Origin of the sequence: Bacteroides sp. f07, assembly GCF_042854785.1 — a bacterium.
In the GTDB taxonomy this organism is placed as follows: Bacteria; Bacteroidota; Bacteroidia; order Bacteroidales; family Bacteroidaceae; genus Bacteroides.
In genome coordinates this window covers 175,326-191,195 of record NZ_BAABXI010000003.1, presented here as the reverse complement: position 1 = coordinate 191,195, position 15,870 = coordinate 175,326, and the positions used below count along the sequence as shown (strand labels likewise).

General features: G+C 42.4%; 10 protein-coding genes and 1 pseudogene. 9 read left to right on the top strand and 2 right to left on the bottom strand.

Annotation, left to right across the window (positions count from 1 at the left end):
* Positions 1–10: 10 nt before the first annotated feature.
* The 6 genes and pseudogenes from ACGHVY_RS20630 to ACGHVY_RS20605 all read left to right on the top strand — a co-directional run.
* Positions 11–586: pseudogene (locus tag ACGHVY_RS20630) on the top strand (hypothetical protein); the annotation flags it as partial.
* Between the two features lie 45 nt (positions 587–631).
* Positions 632–4,114, top strand: a complete 3,483-nt coding sequence (locus ACGHVY_RS20625; RefSeq protein WP_390601241.1) for an SUMF1/EgtB/PvdO family nonheme iron enzyme — start codon at positions 632–634, stop codon at positions 4,112–4,114.
* 12 nt (positions 4,115–4,126) lie between these two features.
* A complete protein-coding gene (gene ccsA / locus ACGHVY_RS20620) occupies positions 4,127–6,535 on the top strand; it encodes a cytochrome c biogenesis protein CcsA (protein ID WP_390601239.1) in 2,409 nt (802 codons plus the stop codon).
* A 30-nt stretch (positions 6,536–6,565) separates the two neighbouring features.
* Positions 6,566–7,450 carry a hypothetical protein gene (locus ACGHVY_RS20615; RefSeq protein WP_390601237.1) on the top strand — a complete coding sequence of 295 codons (885 nt, stop codon included), beginning with the start codon at positions 6,566–6,568 and terminating at the stop codon, positions 7,448–7,450.
* Positions 7,451–7,656: 206 nt separating this feature from the next.
* The gene (locus tag ACGHVY_RS20610; RefSeq protein WP_390601235.1) at positions 7,657–8,283 is read left to right on the top strand and encodes a CatB-related O-acetyltransferase; all 627 of its coding nucleotides are present in this window, start codon (positions 7,657–7,659) and stop codon (positions 8,281–8,283) included.
* A gap of 82 nt (positions 8,284–8,365) precedes the next feature.
* Positions 8,366–9,739, top strand: coding sequence for an MATE family efflux transporter (locus ACGHVY_RS20605; RefSeq protein ID WP_390601233.1), 1,374 nt, complete (start codon positions 8,366–8,368; stop codon positions 9,737–9,739).
* A 703-nt stretch (positions 9,740–10,442) separates the two neighbouring features.
* On the opposite strand, the gene ACGHVY_RS20600 is transcribed toward ACGHVY_RS20605, so the two are convergent.
* Positions 10,443–10,661, bottom strand: a complete 219-nt coding sequence (locus ACGHVY_RS20600; RefSeq protein ID WP_390601231.1) for a hypothetical protein — start codon at positions 10,659–10,661, stop codon at positions 10,443–10,445.
* A gap of 177 nt (positions 10,662–10,838) precedes the next feature.
* On the opposite strand from ACGHVY_RS20600, the gene ACGHVY_RS20595 reads away from it, so the two are divergent.
* From ACGHVY_RS20595 to ACGHVY_RS20585, 3 genes are read left to right on the top strand one after another with little or no spacing between them, the layout of a single operon-like run.
* A complete protein-coding gene (locus ACGHVY_RS20595) occupies positions 10,839–12,794 on the top strand; it encodes a DUF3857 domain-containing protein (protein ID WP_390601229.1) in 1,956 nt (651 codons plus the stop codon).
* A gap of 6 nt (positions 12,795–12,800) precedes the next feature.
* Positions 12,801–14,366, top strand: a complete 1,566-nt coding sequence (locus tag ACGHVY_RS20590) for a DUF3857 domain-containing protein (RefSeq protein ID WP_390601228.1) — start codon at positions 12,801–12,803, stop codon at positions 14,364–14,366.
* A 52-nt stretch (positions 14,367–14,418) separates the two neighbouring features.
* Positions 14,419–15,297 carry an MBL fold metallo-hydrolase gene (locus tag ACGHVY_RS20585; RefSeq protein ID WP_390601226.1) on the top strand — a complete coding sequence of 293 codons (879 nt, stop codon included), beginning with the start codon at positions 14,419–14,421 and terminating at the stop codon, positions 15,295–15,297.
* Between the two features lie 97 nt (positions 15,298–15,394).
* On the opposite strand, the gene ACGHVY_RS20580 is transcribed toward ACGHVY_RS20585, so the two are convergent.
* Positions 15,395–15,865 (bottom strand): GyrI-like domain-containing protein, encoded by a 471-nt coding sequence (locus ACGHVY_RS20580; RefSeq protein WP_279122534.1) that lies wholly within the window; start codon positions 15,863–15,865, stop codon positions 15,395–15,397.
* Positions 15,866–15,870: the final 5 nt, after the last annotated feature.

Here is a 15,870-nt window from a genome sequence, read left to right as displayed (position 1 = left end):
ACTAACAGATAAAACGATGACTGATATGAAAAAGTACACTAATGCCGATTTTTATAAAAACGGCGTATTTCAACAAGAGACTGCTATAAAGGCAATGAAGGAAATGTTTGTTTTCTATAATATCCCTTTTACCAGGTTTATGGCTGAAAATATGTGGGTGACGGACTTTGGCCTGGGGGATTTTGAAAATGTAGGTATGGGAGGTATTTTCTGGATAAATGATCCGGATTACGGTTATTTTGCTCATGCCATTTATTTACTTCCGGGGCAGATGATTCCTGAACATGCTCATGTCAAAACGGATTTTCCGGCAAAGCATGAGTCATGGATGGTAGAGAAAGGATGGGTTTACAATTTTTCGGAAGTAGGAGAGGAAACTCCGGATGCTCCTCCGGTTCCGGCAAAGCATGGTCCCGTCAGAAGCAAGAATTGTGTAATACAGAAAGTAGGAGATATCCTGCGTTTGAAGGAGATGGAAACTTTTCATTTCATGATGGCGGGGCCGGAGGGTGCTGTTGTTTGTGAATGGGCAAACTACCATGATAATGCCGGGTTGCGTTTCACTCATCCGACGGCTGCATTATAAATTGAATATTTCGAATTAGTGTAGATTCGACTTAAATAATCCACCATGATAAACAAGTATCGCATATTAATTTCGTTTTTAGTATCTTCTTTGCTGGTTTCTACAGTCACGGCTCAGCAAAGAAGTACAAAAATGAATGCTTCTGTAAAACAAAAAACTGTTTCGATGAATAGAACTTCGTCGGAGAAACCTGTTGATGCTTCTACCGGGCGCGAGCTCGTCTTGAAATCGGCTGCTTATCTGAAAGACGCTTCTTACGTGAAGAATACAGTTCAACAAATTGAGGCAGAAAGGAAAGTAGAAAACCAAGTGGCCGGATATCAGGAACTTTATAAGAAGATACAACGTATGCTCTTCTTACAGAACGAACTGAAATGGCTGAATATGGAGGCTGTTCGTCTGGCTTATGATGATATGAAGCGGTTACAGGGTTTTGATGCCGTAAGGTATCTGTCTGTATTGACTGAACTGGAGCAGCAGGTGAAACAAGGATTCGGTAATGTGTATAGCGGCGATGAGGCTGTTCTGGCAAATGCAGAAAAGGCAATTGCCAATAAGCGTGCTATTTTGTTGGCTAATCCTTTATTGGATGGAGATAAGGTATTGACCGTCCGTTATAAGTTGGGCAACAGAGACCGCAAGGCAATGGCTCCTGAGCTTGGTACGCAGTCGAACAACTGGAGTAATCAGGAATCGGCCCGCCGGAAAGGTTTTGATGCAGAGCTTGTTGAGTTAACCAATCTGCGTGGTGATGTGCAGGTACGTTCCGTTTATAAACCTGCCAATACTTCTTCTATTGCTGATTTGAGGTTGCATTGGGATGGAGAACGTGCGATGTTTACCCAAACTATGCCTGATAATCGTTGGAATGTATTTGAGGTAAAACTGAATGGTGGCAGTTGTAAGAAACTGATTGATAATCCGGAACCGGACCTGGAATTTTATGACGGAACTTATCTGCCGGACGGCCGTATTATCGCCAATTCGAACATAGGTTATCAGGGCGTTCCATGTGTCAATGGGAGTGACCCGGTCGGGAATATGGTGCTTTATACACCGGAGAATAAAAAACTGCGTCGCTTGACTTTCGATCAGGATGCCAACTGGAATCCGGTGATAATGAATAATGGTCGTGTGATGTACACTCGTTGGGAATACACAGATCTGACACACTATTACACCCGTATAGTGATGAGCATGAATCCCGACGGTACAGAGCAGAAAGCGTTGTACGGCAGTGGATCGATGTTTCCCAACAGTACATTTGACATACAGCCTTTGCCCGGTTATAGTTCCGCTTTTGTCGGTATAATTTCGGGACATCACGGGGTAGCGCGTTCAGGCCGTCTTATCCTGTTCGACCCGGCTAAAGCGCGTAAAGGAGCTGCCGGTATGTTGCAGGAAATACCTTTCCGCAACCGTCCTATCGTTGAGGAAGTAAAAGATAGATTGGTAGACGATGTATGGCCGCAGTTTATTAAACCCTCTCCGCTCAACGATACTTATTTTCTGGTTGCGGCAAAGTTGGACAAGAATGATTTGTGGGGTATATATCTGGTGGATAAATTTGATAATGTAACTTGTCTGCATAAGATGGAAGGAGAAGGATATATCAGTCCGATAGCCGTTCGTAAAACGATAGCTCCTCCTGCCATTCCTGACCGGGTGAAACTGGAGGAAAAGCAGGCGACCGTCTTTATACAAGATATTTATGAAGGCGAAGGGTTGAAGGGTATTCCGCGCGGAACAGTGAAGTCACTTCGTTTGCACGCTTATGAATATGCTTATGTACAGACACAATCCGATCATAACTGGCATGGTATCCAGTCGGGGTGGGATATAAAACGTATGCTGGGAACCGTTCCGGTGGAGGAAGACGGATCGGTTATCTTTAAGATACCTGCCAATACTCCGGTTTCTATCCAGCCGTTGGATAAGGACGGAGTGGCTGTGCAGTGGATGCGTAGTTGGCTGACCGGACAACCGGGAGAGATTGTCTCTTGTGTAGGATGCCATGAAGACCAGAATCAAGTTGTCATACCGAAACGTGTGATTGCTTCGCAAAAAGCACCGCATGCTTTGACTCCCCCTGAAGGCGGTCCCCGTTCGTTTACCTTTGATTTGGAAATACAGCCGATTTTGGACCGTGCCTGCATCGCCTGTCATAACGGTGAAGGAAAAGCGTTCGACCTGCGTGGAGGCAAGAAGGATAAGAAAGGGTATGGAACATCTTACCTCAATCTTCATCCGTATGTGCATCGTCAGGGAGGTGAAGGTGATATGGTGGTACTTAACCCTTATGAATATCACCCGAATACCAGCGAACTGGTTCGTCTTTTGAAGAAAGGACATTATAATGTGCGGCTGACGGATGCGGAATGGAGGAAAATATATAACTGGATTGACTATAATGCTCCCGACAAGGGGTATTTCAATGCCAATGTTCTGACATCGTTTCCTTATCAGGGATATGACCAGATAGAACGTCGTAAGCAACTGACCGATAAATATGCTTGTGGGGCCGGAGTGGACTGGAAGAAGGAAATAGCCGATTATGCCGGTCAACTGAAAAATAAAGGTGAAATAGAACCGGTGATACCGGAGAAGATGAAACCGGTGAAAGAAAAAAGCCCGCGGGCAAAAGGATGGCCGTTTACTCCGGATAAAGTAAAGGAGATGTTGGCCGGTGAGAAAGTGACCAGTAAGGTGATAGAAATCGCTCCGGGAGTTCGGATGACGTTTGTACGTATTCCGGCGGGTGAGTTTGTTATGGGGAGTTATCAAGGTGAACCGGATGCTTGTCCTGCTACTAAAGTGAAGATAGATAAAGCATTCTGGATGGGTGAATTGGAAGTGACTAACCAGCAGTATAACGCTATATTCCCGCAACATGACAGCCGTTATGTGGACCAGCAGTGGAAAGATCATGTGGTGCCGGGCTATCCTGCCAATAAACCCGAACAACCCGTCATTCGGGTAAGCTATAATGATGCGATGGAATATTGCAGGATATTGAGCCGGAAGACCGGGCTGACGATTACGCTTCCAACCGAAGCGCAATGGGAATGGGCTTGTCGTGGAGGTAGCGACCAGGCTTTCTGGTTTGGTGATTTAAATGCAGATTTTGGCAGGAAAGATAATCTGGCTGATGTGACAACGAACAAGTTTGCGGTGAGTGGGGTCGATCCGCAACCGATGTCGCCCAATTCGTCTTGGTATAAGTATTATACGTTTCTTCCCAAGGCTGCCGGTGTGGATGATGGCAGCTTGGTGCAGGTAGGAGGAAAGAAATACGAAGCTAATCCGTTCGGTTTATACTGTATGCATGGCAATGTTGCCGAATGGACGCGTTCGGATTATGTTCCTTATCCATATAAAGAAAATACGAAGAAGGTCTCCGAATATAAAGTGGTTCGTGGTGGTTCGTACATTGAACGGCCCCAATATTCCACTGCATACTCACGTAAAGGATTCTATCCTTACCAATGTGTATTCAATGTCGGTTTCCGTGTCATTATCGAAGATTAATTGAATGTGCTAATGAAGGCTGCTCTGAAAAGACTGGTTTCCTCACCAACAACCACTATTGTGTTGTTACTTGTATATGGTGCAGGTTTGGCTGCTGCTACTTTTATTGAGAAGTATCAGGGGAGTGAGATTGCCAGGTCGGTGGTGTATTGTTCTCCTTTGTTTTTCTTTCTTCAGTTTTTGTTGGTGGTCAACTGGCTGGCTGTCGCTGTCAGACAACATTCATTGAAAAGGCGTAAGTGGGGAATGTTGGTTACTCATGGTGCTTTCAATCTAATCCTTTTGGGAGCGTTAGTCTCTCATCTTTATGGTGAAGAGGGGCTTCTTCACTTGCGGGAGGGGGAGACTAGCAACCGTTTTGCTGTCCGTCATGCCGATGGGGTGATTTACCGTACACTACCTTTCAGTGTGGAATTGATGAACTTTACTCTGACCCGTTATCCCGGTTCGTCCAGTCCGTCGGCTTATGAAAGTGAGTTGCTGGTACATCTGGACGGGGAAGTCATTTCGGAACGGGTGTATATGAATAATGTCCTGGATGTGAAAGGTTACCGTTTTTTTCAGGCTTCTTATGACCAGGATGAACAGGGTACGGTACTTTCTGTCAACCGTGATGTGGCAGGGCGAACTGTCACTTATACCGGATATGCTGTTTTGTTACTCGGTCTGTTGCTGTGTTTTGTAGATAAGCGTTCACGTTTTATGCAACTCAGCCGCCGGTTAAAGGAATTACGTTGTTCGTCTCTTCTTCTTGTGTTGTTGGCATTTTCCTTTTTGCCGGTTCATGCCGCTGATACTTCGGCACAAATGACAGAAACGGTTTTAAAGCGTGTCATTAACAGCGGGCATGCTGCCCGTTTCGGGGCATTGCCTCTTCAGTCCGGAAGGGGGCGTGTGCTTCCTGTCAATACTTTTTCGTCTGAAGTCTTGCGGAAGTTACATAAGTCCGATACCTTTTATTCTTTAAACTCGGACCAGTTTTTGCTTAGTGTCTTGACAATGCCGGAACTCTGGAGGTATATACCTTTTATTGCTGTTCCCGGTAAGGAGTTGGGAGATTATTATAATCTGCCGTCCGGACAATGTGCCTATATGGATGTATTTGATGCCGGCGGAAATTATAAGTTGCAGGAGAAACTGGATCAAGCATATGGCAGGATGTCTGCCATGCGGACTCGTTTTGATAAGGAACTGATAAAGTTCGATGAACAAATAAATATCTTTCATCAGTTGTTAAACTGGCAGTTAATCAACCTTTTCCCGAAAGAAGATGATCCGGAACATACATGGTATGCTCCGGGTGATGACTTGTCGGCGTTTTCAGGGAAAGATTCCATGTTTGTTTCCCGTATTCTGACTTGGTATGTGGAGGAAGTGCAGACTTCTCTGCAGAGTGGAGACTGGACAAAACCTGATGAAATAGTAGAAATGATTTCCACTTATCAACAGGCAAAGAATACGATAGCAGGTGTTACTGTCGGAAAAATGGAAGCGGAGATACAATATAATCGTCTGGATGTGTTTAGACAGTGTAAGAAAGGCTATTTGATTCTTGGAGGTTTGTTGCTGGTATCCGCTTTTGTATCTTTATTCAAGCGTGTCAGATGGATGCGTTTTGTGGTTTGTTGTCTATCTACTGCTATTCTGGTTGTTTTTCTTTTCCATATATATGGAATGGGTATGCGTTGGTATATCGCGGGATACGCTCCATGGAGCAATTCGTATGAAACGATGGTGTACGTGTCTTGGGCTACGGTTTTTGCCGGATTACTGTTTGCCCGTCGCAGTCTGCTGACCTTTGCCCTGGCTACACTGTTCGGTGGAACTATCCTATTTGTTTCGGGACTGAACTGGATGGACCCGCAAATCAATCCGCTCGTTCCTGTTCTGAAATCACCGTGGCTTATGTTTCATGTAGCCGTTATTGTGGGTGCATATGGATTCTTCGGTATCAGTTGCCTGCTTGGATTAGTCAACCTGGTGATGATAAGTCTTAGAAAGTCGGTATTGATACAGCGAATAAAAGAATTGAGCATCATAAACGAAATGTCTCTCCTGATTGGACTTGCCTTGATGACGATAGGAACATTCCTTGGAGCTATTTGGGCAAATGAATCATGGGGACGCTATTGGGGATGGGACCCGAAAGAGACTTGGGCGCTGATTACAATGGTCGTTTACGCTATTGTCACCCATCTTCATTTGATGCCGTTCAAAAACAAACTGTGGCTGTTCAATCTCTCTTCAGTGATTGCTTTCTATAGCGTGCTGATGACATTCTTCGGAGTGAATTATTTCTTGAGCGGTATGCATTCTTATGGTCAAAACGACCATGTAGGCGGTATATTCATCTATCTTTTAGCATCGGTATTCCTGGTGGCATTGCTTGGAATTCTATCTTTCATGGGAAAACAAAAATAGAATAATTAATCGAACGTAATGATGTATGCTATGAAGAATCTCATATTATTATTTACTCTATTGTGTCTGGCACCGATCGTTCAGAGTAAGTCACCCCAACATTTGTTATTGGGCGGCTCCGGTTGGAACAAAATTGCCATTATAAATAAAGAAACAAAAGAAATAGTATGGGAGTATCCTTTGGAAAAAGGATGGGAATGTAACTCGGTAGCAGCTACAAAAACAGGAGAAATCCTCTTTTCCTACTCCAAAGGAGCAAAAATGATAACCCGTGACGGACAGGAACTTTGGAACATTGCCGCTCCTGCTGGTTGTGAAATGCAGACTGCACGCATATTGCCCGACGGTAATGCTTTAATAGCTTGGTGCGGTCATCCGTCTACCATTTTAGAAGTAAATCCAAAAGGGGAAATTCTTTCGAAAACCGAATTTGAAACAGGTATCGAACGTCCCCATGCACAGTTCCGTCAAATAAATAAGAATAAAAAGGGAAATTATCTCGTTCCTTTATTTGCTACTTCTGAAGTACGCGAAATTGCATCTGACGGTAAACTGCTGAATACTGTAAAACTCTCCGGTACTCCTTTCTCCACTGCTTTCCTGAAGAATGGCGACTATTTGGTAGCTTGCGGGGATGCTCATTGTTTCGTTCAACTGGATGCTACCTCGAACAAGATTATCCGTCAGGTAAATGCCAATGATATAGACGGGGTACAACTATTTTTTGTAGCTCAACTCTTTCCCTTGAAAAAAGGCGGACTTTATATTTGCAACTGGCAAGGGCATGACCGTGAAGCCGGTAAGGGTAAACATCCCCAATTGGTAGAGATTGATTCAAACGGTAAAGTGGTATGGCAACTGAATGATAGAGTTAAATTCGGTATGATTTCTTCTGTTTGTCCTATCAGAAAATAGTATCTGACAATTTATTTTGTACATTTGTCAGGTGATATAAATCCTATTCTTCTGACGCAATGAAATGGCAACTCTGTAAATAGCTTCGCCCATATGGATTGTGAACAATGGAAAAGTCTGTTGTCCCAACTTTTTGTGACTTCACATAAGTCACAAGTTATTTCATTATTCTATTTTGGAAACCCTATTAAAGAAGCTATCACACAATGAATACGAAAATATATCCCCGTACCAATGATTTTCAGACTATCTATCTGAATACAGTAATAAAGAATCCTGCTATTATTGTAGGTGATTATACGATATACAATGATTTTGTGAATGACCCGGTTCTTTTTGAGAAGAACAATGTTTTATATCATTATCCCATCAACAAAGACCGGTTGATAATAGGAAAATTCTGTTCCATTGCTTGTGGAGCTAAATTCCTTTTCAACAGTGCAAACCATACGTTGAACTCTTTATCCAACTATACATTTCCTGTCTTCTTTGAAGAATGGAATTTAGATAAAAAAGAGGTTGCTTCAGCTTGGGACAATAAGGGTGATATAGTGATTGGCAATGACGTTTGGATAGGCTATGAAGCTGTTATCATGGCAGGAGTACATATTGGAAATGGAGCAGTTATCGCATCACGGGCAGTAGTAACGAAAGATGTTCTCCCTTATACGATAGTAGGCGGAACACCCGCCAAAGAGATTCGGAAGCGTTTCGATACGGATACGATTGCCAAATTACAGGAACTGCAATGGTGGGATTGGAGTTTTGAAAAGATATCCGAATGTTTACCTTATATAATGGGTGGGAAGATTGAAGAATTAATGCAAAAATAGCCAACTTTTATTTATCTGTATTCAACCGGAAAGCCTGTTTTTCTTGTAACTTTGCACCCGATTTTAGAAAAAGAAGTTTGGAATGATAAATAAATACGAGGAACGGCTGGGAACAGAACGTATGTTGCCACTTGTTTTTAAGATGGCACTTCCGGCAGTAGCTGCGCAGTTCGTCAATTTGCTATATAGTATTGTCGACCGTGTATATATCGGACATATTCCGGGTATCGGAACCGATGCATTGGCGGGTGTAGGAGTAACTACTTCCCTCATTATCCTGATTTCTTCTTTTTCAGCAATTGTAGGCGGTGGCGGTGCGCCATTGGCTGCCATTGCACTCGGACAAGGGGACCGTTTGCGTGCCGGCAAAATATTGGGAAATGGTTTTGTCCTTTTGATAGCATTCACTCTGCTTACTTCTTTTATAGCATATACATTTATGGAACCCATTCTCCTTCTTACGGGAGCTTCGGAAAACACATTGGAATATGCTGTGGATTATCTTTCCATTTATCTGTTGGGTACCATATTTGTAGAAATATCAACAGGATTGAACAGCTTTATTAATGCACAGGGGCGTCCTGCCATTGCTATGTTTTCGGTTCTCATCGGTGCTTTATTGAATATAATTCTTGACCCTATCTTCATCTTCTGGTTTGATATGGGGGTGAAAGGAGCAGCTTTGGCTACGGTGCTTTCGCAGGCTTGCAGTGCTGTGTGGGTACTGACTTTCCTTTTTTCCAAACGTGCCTCTTTGCCTTTGGAAAAGCGTTATATGAAATTGGACAGGAAAATAATACTTGCTATATTGGCTTTAGGAGTATCTCCATTCATTATGGCTAGTACGGAGAGCTTAGTTGGTTTTGTACTCAATAGTAGTTTGAAAGAGTTCGGCGACATCTACATTAGTGCATTGACAATTCTGCAAAGTGCGATGCAGTTTGCCAGTGTACCATTGACGGGATTCGCGCAAGGATTTGTCCCGATAATAAGCTATAACTATGGACATGGTGACAAGCAGCGAGTCAAAGACTGTTTCCGTATTGTATTGATAACTATGTTCTCTTTCAACCTGATATTAATGCTTTTCATGATTTTGTTCCCTTCAACGGTAGCTTCCGCTTTTACAAGTGATGAAAGGTTGATTGAGACTGTTCGTTGGACGATGCCTGTGTTCTTGGGCGGCATGACTATTTTCGGATTACAGCGTGCCTGCCAGAATATGTTTGTAGCATTGGGACAAGCTCGGATTTCTATTTTTATTGCTTTGTTGCGTAAGGCAATTCTATTGATTCCACTAGCATTGATATTGCCGCATTTCATGGGAGTGACAGGTGTATATGCGGCTGAGGCCATATCCGACGCGACAGCAGCAATATGTTGTACTCTGTTATTCTTTTGGCAGTTCCCCAAGATTCTGGGAAAAATCCGAGGGAATACTCTACATACGAGTTAATACCGGATAAGATTCGAGAGAACTGTCATTTACTGAAAAAACGACCTTTCTTAAAAATGGAATATTTAAACTGCCAGAAAATCAATATAACCAATGACTGATGGAAAAGAATAGAAAAACTCCGGCATTTACTAATTCCTTTTTCTCTTTTGGTGGGGATTTAAACTATATGATGATGAAGTTGTAATGATATACCTGCTTTACTTGTCATATTGAGCGCTTTTATAATGAATAACTAATCATTCGGTTATATTATATCTTCTTCGGTTCTACGATGAAATAGAGAAAAAAGGTAGTTTCGAACACTCGAAATCCCCTTTCTGTATCTTCCTCACCGAGGAAGGATAGGTTCCTCGGTGAGGAACTTATCGATGCACACCGAGGAACGCCTCGTTGGTTTAGGGGGAATGAAGATTAAGTAGCTGAAGAAATTGCATATTATATGCGGAATTATGCGATATTAGTCTGTATTTATGCATAATATTGCACTTATTTATGCAACTTTTACCCTAACTTGCTTCTTTTAGAGCAATTGTTTCTCCTCGTAATCTTAAAAATAGCACATTTATGCTGAATACTTTCGGTATTTTGACTGGACGAAATATTCCCAATCCATTTGCAGGCATTATTATTTATTTGTAGCTATCCTTTTATAGATATGTCAAGTATAGTGATTTCTTCAATCGTAGAATTGCTTTTTGCTTCACTCCAACTCCTGTGCATAAATGTTGATTGCGCGTAATGCTTTTGATATTTCAGTCGGGGTAATTCCCTGACATTCTATTCTTAGTATTTTCTCCCAGTTCTCAAGGTCTACATTCCATTTGTAGATTTGCGGACACAGGGTGAAAAGCGCTGAGATATGTTTTATATCCCGCACATTTTTTACTGAAGTGCGGAAAATTAGTATTTGCTCTTCCATAGTTACTATTTTATTTTTGTTCTGACCGCAAAGGTAAGTCTAAATAATCTCTGGTATAGAATTATTCGACGAACGCCCTGATTACTCATGACAAAACAAGTAATATAGGAGATAAACTTCGCATACTCAAAGATTTTACTTACATTTGTTCTTATAAATAAAATGTAAGTAAAAAACATGAGAAAACAACTATCAGTTACATTAGCTTGTTTCCTTCTTACTTCGGCTACGGCATTCGCTCAAAGCTGGAAACCTTATGAAAATACTGCGAAGGGAAAGACTTATGAAACATCCGATTGCGTGACATTACTGGATAGCACGCTGGTATCTGTCCAACCTACCGGACAAGGCTCGTTTGCTGTGTGCAAAGTGATTAAAGTGCAAACTCCGAAAGGGGCAGTAGCTAACCGGGTAATTAAATACGATTATGACCCTCTGACCGCTTATGCCGAATTCAAACGTGTAACCGTTTACCGTGCCAATGGGCAGGTTGATGAACTTGATGTAAAGAAAACCTGTGATTATGCCGCTCCTGCCCGGGCTATTTATTGGGGAGCAAGACAGATTATGCTCGAAATCGGTGCTTTACACCCCGGTGATATCGTGGATTATGAGATAGCCAAGAAGGGCTTTACTTATGCGTTGCTTGAAGCCGGTGATGAAGACGATTCACGTTTTATCCCGCCTATGCGCGGACAATTCTATGATATTGTTCCTTTTTGGAGTAGTGTCCCCACTGTGCGTAAAGTTTATAAAGTGGCTGTCCCCATGGAAAAAGAATTGCAATTCCAGTTCTATCAGGGCGAATGTGCTTCATCCATGCGTTATGAAGACAATAGCAAGGTGTACACTTTTACAATGGATAACGTGATGCCTTTCGTCAGAGAACCGAATATGGTAGACCTTTTCGATGCGGCTCCCAAACTGATGATGTCTTCTACTCCCCAATGGAAAGACAAGTCCTTGTGGTTCAATAAAGTGAATGAAGATTATGATAGTTTTGCCCCACTGCCCGAAGCACAGAAAAAAGTGGACGAACTGATAAAAGGCAAGAAAACCGAAATGGAAAAGATTGCCGTACTGACCCATTGGGTAGCAGATAATATCCGTTATTCCGGCATATCCATGGGAAAAGGAGAGGGGTTTACACTTCACAATACTAAAATGAATTATACCGACCGTTGCGGGGTTTGTAAAGACATAGCAGGCACACTGATTTCCTTCTTGCGTATGGCAGGTTTCGAAGCCTATCCGGCTATGACAATGGCGGGCAGCCGTGTGGAGAGTATTCCTGCCGACCATTTTAATCACTGTGTGGCAGTAGTGAAACTAAGTAACGGAACGTATATGCCACTCGACCCTACCTGGGTTCCTTTCTGTCGCGAACTATGGAGCAGTGCCGAACAGCAGCAGAACTATCTGCCGGGTGTGCCCGAAGGGTCTGATTTGTGCATCACTCCGGTTTCAGCTCCCGAAAATCATTATGTGCGTATCAAAGCCGATAACCGCCTGGATGCAGACGGTACCCTGCGCGGCACTTTCACTCTTACCGCTGAGGGGCAGAGTGACAGCAATATCCGCCGCATCTTTACTACCGGATTTCAGAGCGAATGGAGAAATACAATGGAAAGCCAGCTTCTGGCTATATCTCCAAAAGCCAAATTGTTGAGTGTAGACTATGGCAAGAATCCCAAAGACTATCAGGCAGCACCTATTAAAATCACCTTCCGTTATGAAATACCTGACTATGCATTAAAAGGAGAGAAGGAGATGTTCTTCCGTCCGTTGGTGATGAATAACCTTTATAATCAGGTGCGTTCTTACTTGCGTATCGATACTTCACTGAAAGAGCGTAAGTATGGTTTTAAAGATGGATGCTCGCGTCTGGTCGAACTGGATGAAACGATTCAGCTTCCGGCAGGATACAAACTGGCGAATGCCAACAAGAATGAAACCATGCAAGGCACAGGAGCTGATTTTGAAGGTTCATTGGCGCAGCAAGGAAACAAAGTGTTGCTTCACAACAAACTAGCTTTGAAGAAACGTGTCTATGAGGCTTCCGACTGGGATAGTTTCCGTAATGCAGTGAATGCCCACAAGGCATATGGTGAATATTTAGTGATTAAAAAGTAGAGCAGAATGAAAAATATACATTATTATATAACTACACTGGTAGTACTGCTGCTTATAGTAGCTCCGGTGAAAGCGGCATCCGAAGCCGAATTCGGGAAATTGCACAAAACTTACACCTTGCATACTGATGGTAGCCAGGAGATGCGTGTACAAAAGGAACTGACACTATTTACCCATGCAGCAATGAATCGCCTGTATGGCGAAAGTTTTATTGTTTATAATCCGGAGTTTCAGGAATTGAAGATTCACGAATCCTACACCCGTCAGAAAGACGGCAATATTGTAAAGACACCCGAAAATGCGTTTGTGGAAGTACTTCCTTCTGCGGCAGCCGATGCTCCGGCATATAATGGTTTGAAAGAAATGGTCGTAGTCCATACCGGATTGGAGTTGGGAGCTACTATTTATCTGGATTACTCTGTTATTACCCGTCCGGGCTATTTGCCCGAACTGGACGTGTGTGAGCAGGTGGAAGAACTTTCTCCAATCAAAGAATATGTGTTTTCATTGTCAGTGCCCGAAAGCAAGCCTTTGCATTATGAATTATTGAATGGAAAGGCTGTTCCGGTAGTGAAAACTATAGGTGGTATAAAAACAGTGACCTGGACATTGAAGAATGTACAGCCGCGTCCTAATATGATTCAAGTTTCTTTGCCGGCAGGTAATGTACAGGCTATTGTGGCTTCTACTTATATTTCAAAAGTGGATGCTTTGAAAGTGGTAAAACAACAATTCGAGAATAATGATAAAGAAGTCTCCAAACTGGCAAAGAAACTGACTGCTAATGCACAGACTCCGGAACAAAAAACAAAATTGCTTACTACTTACGTGCAAGGACTAGGAAGTTGCCGTCTGTCATTGTCGCAAACCGGATACCGTTTGCGTCCGGCTGCCGAAGTGGTTCGTTCGGCTTATGGGACGGAAGCGGAGAAAGTTGCTTTGCTGGTTGCTTTGCAACAGGCAAGCGGTATTCAGGCTGAAATAAAGGCGGTTTTTCCTAAGACAGAAGATAAAGATGCGGCAGGGCTTGCTGCTGTCAGCAAACTGTTTGTTACTGATAATGCAATTGCTGATATACAGGATTTTGTTTCTGTTGTCAATATGGATGCACAGCCGGTTACCTTGGAAACTGTTTCTCATGCAATTTCGCAATACGATACATTGAGAGTGACCGCAAAAACCGGAAAAGCTTTGGAGGCAGGTTACCGGAGATTCGAACTGCCGCAGGTGCGGAGTGGCTGGGCTGGTTATGAAGGACGTTCAACAGCAATGAATACAACTCGTCCGGTTAATCTGTTATTGCGGTATTTGCCTGATGAAACTTATACTTGTATTGTGAAAGTAGCTGACGGGATGAAGCCGGTAGTGTTACCGACTGATAAAAAGATTGAGAATTCTGTCGGTAGTATAGGAGTTACAGTGAATAAAACGACAGATGAAATAGAGATTGTCCGTACCTTGAAACTGAAAAAGCAATTAATAACTCCGGCAGAATATCCGGCATATTATCGTTTGATGTCGGAATGGATGGATACTAATAAAGGTACTTTACTCATTCAAGTTGTAAAGTAGTATTATGGAGTGAAATAAAAAATGTAGGTTAAACATTTATACCTGTTTATTTATGTACGAACTGGAGCAAATCGGAAAGCAGAGCTATTATATAAATTGTCCTGCGAAAATAGGAGTATATAAGCAAAATGATAAAGATGTATACTTGATAGATAGCGGCAATGATAAAGAAGCAGGTAAGAAAGTTTTGAAGCTTGCAACTCAAAATAACTGGGAAATCAAAGCTATCATTAACACGCACTCTAATGCTGACCATATTGGCGGCAATCACTATCTGCAACAACAGACGGGTTGTCCGATTTTTACGAACGGCATTGAAACTACATTTACTAATTATCCTGTTTTGGAGCCTTCTTTCCTATATGGCGGTTATCCATGTAAAGAGTTAAGAAGTAAGTTCTTGCTTGCTAAAGAAAGTAGGGCGGTGGAACTAACGGATTATGAATTTCCTGAAGAACTGGAAGTTATGCCTCTTCCGGGACATTTTTTTGATATGATAGGGGTACGTACTCCCGACAATACGGTTTTTCTAGCTGATTGCATTAGTAGCCAAGCTACATTGGAGAAGTATCAGGTTTCGTTTATTTATGATGTTGCCCGATATCTCGAAACATTGGATAAGGTGGAGAATATGCAAGCGGATGTGTTTGTTCCGGCGCATGCGGAAGTTACTTCAGATATTAGGGGACTTGTTGCCCTCAACCGGGCTAAAGTGTACGAGATAGCTGACGGATTGCTGGAAATTTGTAAAAAGCCGTTGGACGGTGATAGTATTCTTCAAAAGGTTTTTGAGAAATATAATCTGACGATGACTATCGAGCAATATGTATTAGTGGGAAGTACAGTCCGTTCCTATCTTTCCTGGCTGAAAGATGGTGGTAAATTGACGTTCTACTGCCGGGAGAATAAACTTCTTTGGGAAAGTATCTGAATAGATATGCAATAGAGAAAATGTTGAAGGAAATGAAAGCGGAGATTATGAAGAAATAGTCTCCACTTCATTGTTGAAGGAAGGATTAAGGGAACATTTACAATAGTGGCATTTCTACTCTTGTCACTTGTTCCTCTTCGGGTACATCAGGACCGGTATAATAATACTCTATAGATGTCCCCGAAGCCTTGTATCCATTGGACTTTATCCATTCCATCATTTCATTGTACAGGGTAGCCAGTTCAGCGTAAGTTCCTCTATGCAGACAGGAAACTATTTTTCTTTCCGGTATTATTATAGATTGTATATCCTCTTTACCTTGTAATTCTTTGGGTGATTTAAGACCGATAATCATTCTGATATTCTGTTCAGTCAAACTTTCAAAGTCAGGATATTCAACGTAAGGGATATCTGTTGTAACTTCTCCTTGTTTTTTGAATAAAGAGTCTATATTTACAAAGTTCTCTCCGATAGCTTTCGACATTCCGCTCATATCAGTTTGTACTTCAACAGCCAAGGCAGGTTGCTGTGGTTGTTTCAACAGCATAATTTCTGAAATCTTTCCCATAATAC

What these genes read in the sequence shown, in the direction of transcription:
- ACGHVY_RS20615 (WP_390601237.1), top strand. Translation starts at nt 6,566, where the DNA reads ATGAAGAATCTCATATTATTATTTACTCTATTGTGTCTGGCACCGATC.
- ACGHVY_RS20600 (WP_390601231.1), bottom strand. Translation starts at nt 10,661, where the DNA reads ATGGAAGAGCAAATACTAATTTTCCGCACTTCAGTAAAAAATGTGCGG.
- ACGHVY_RS20625 (WP_390601241.1), top strand. Translation starts at nt 632, where the DNA reads ATGATAAACAAGTATCGCATATTAATTTCGTTTTTAGTATCTTCTTTG.
- ACGHVY_RS20605 (WP_390601233.1), top strand. Translation starts at nt 8,366, where the DNA reads ATGATAAATAAATACGAGGAACGGCTGGGAACAGAACGTATGTTGCCA.
- ACGHVY_RS20610 (WP_390601235.1), top strand. Translation starts at nt 7,657, where the DNA reads ATGAATACGAAAATATATCCCCGTACCAATGATTTTCAGACTATCTAT.
- ACGHVY_RS20585 (WP_390601226.1), top strand. Translation starts at nt 14,419, where the DNA reads ATGTACGAACTGGAGCAAATCGGAAAGCAGAGCTATTATATAAATTGT.
- ACGHVY_RS20590 (WP_390601228.1), top strand. Translation starts at nt 12,801, where the DNA reads ATGAAAAATATACATTATTATATAACTACACTGGTAGTACTGCTGCTT.
- ACGHVY_RS20595 (WP_390601229.1), top strand. Translation starts at nt 10,839, where the DNA reads ATGAGAAAACAACTATCAGTTACATTAGCTTGTTTCCTTCTTACTTCG.
- ACGHVY_RS20580 (WP_279122534.1), bottom strand. Translation starts at nt 15,865, where the DNA reads ATGGGAAAGATTTCAGAAATTATGCTGTTGAAACAACCACAGCAACCT.
- ccsA (WP_390601239.1), top strand. Translation starts at nt 4,127, where the DNA reads ATGAAGGCTGCTCTGAAAAGACTGGTTTCCTCACCAACAACCACTATT.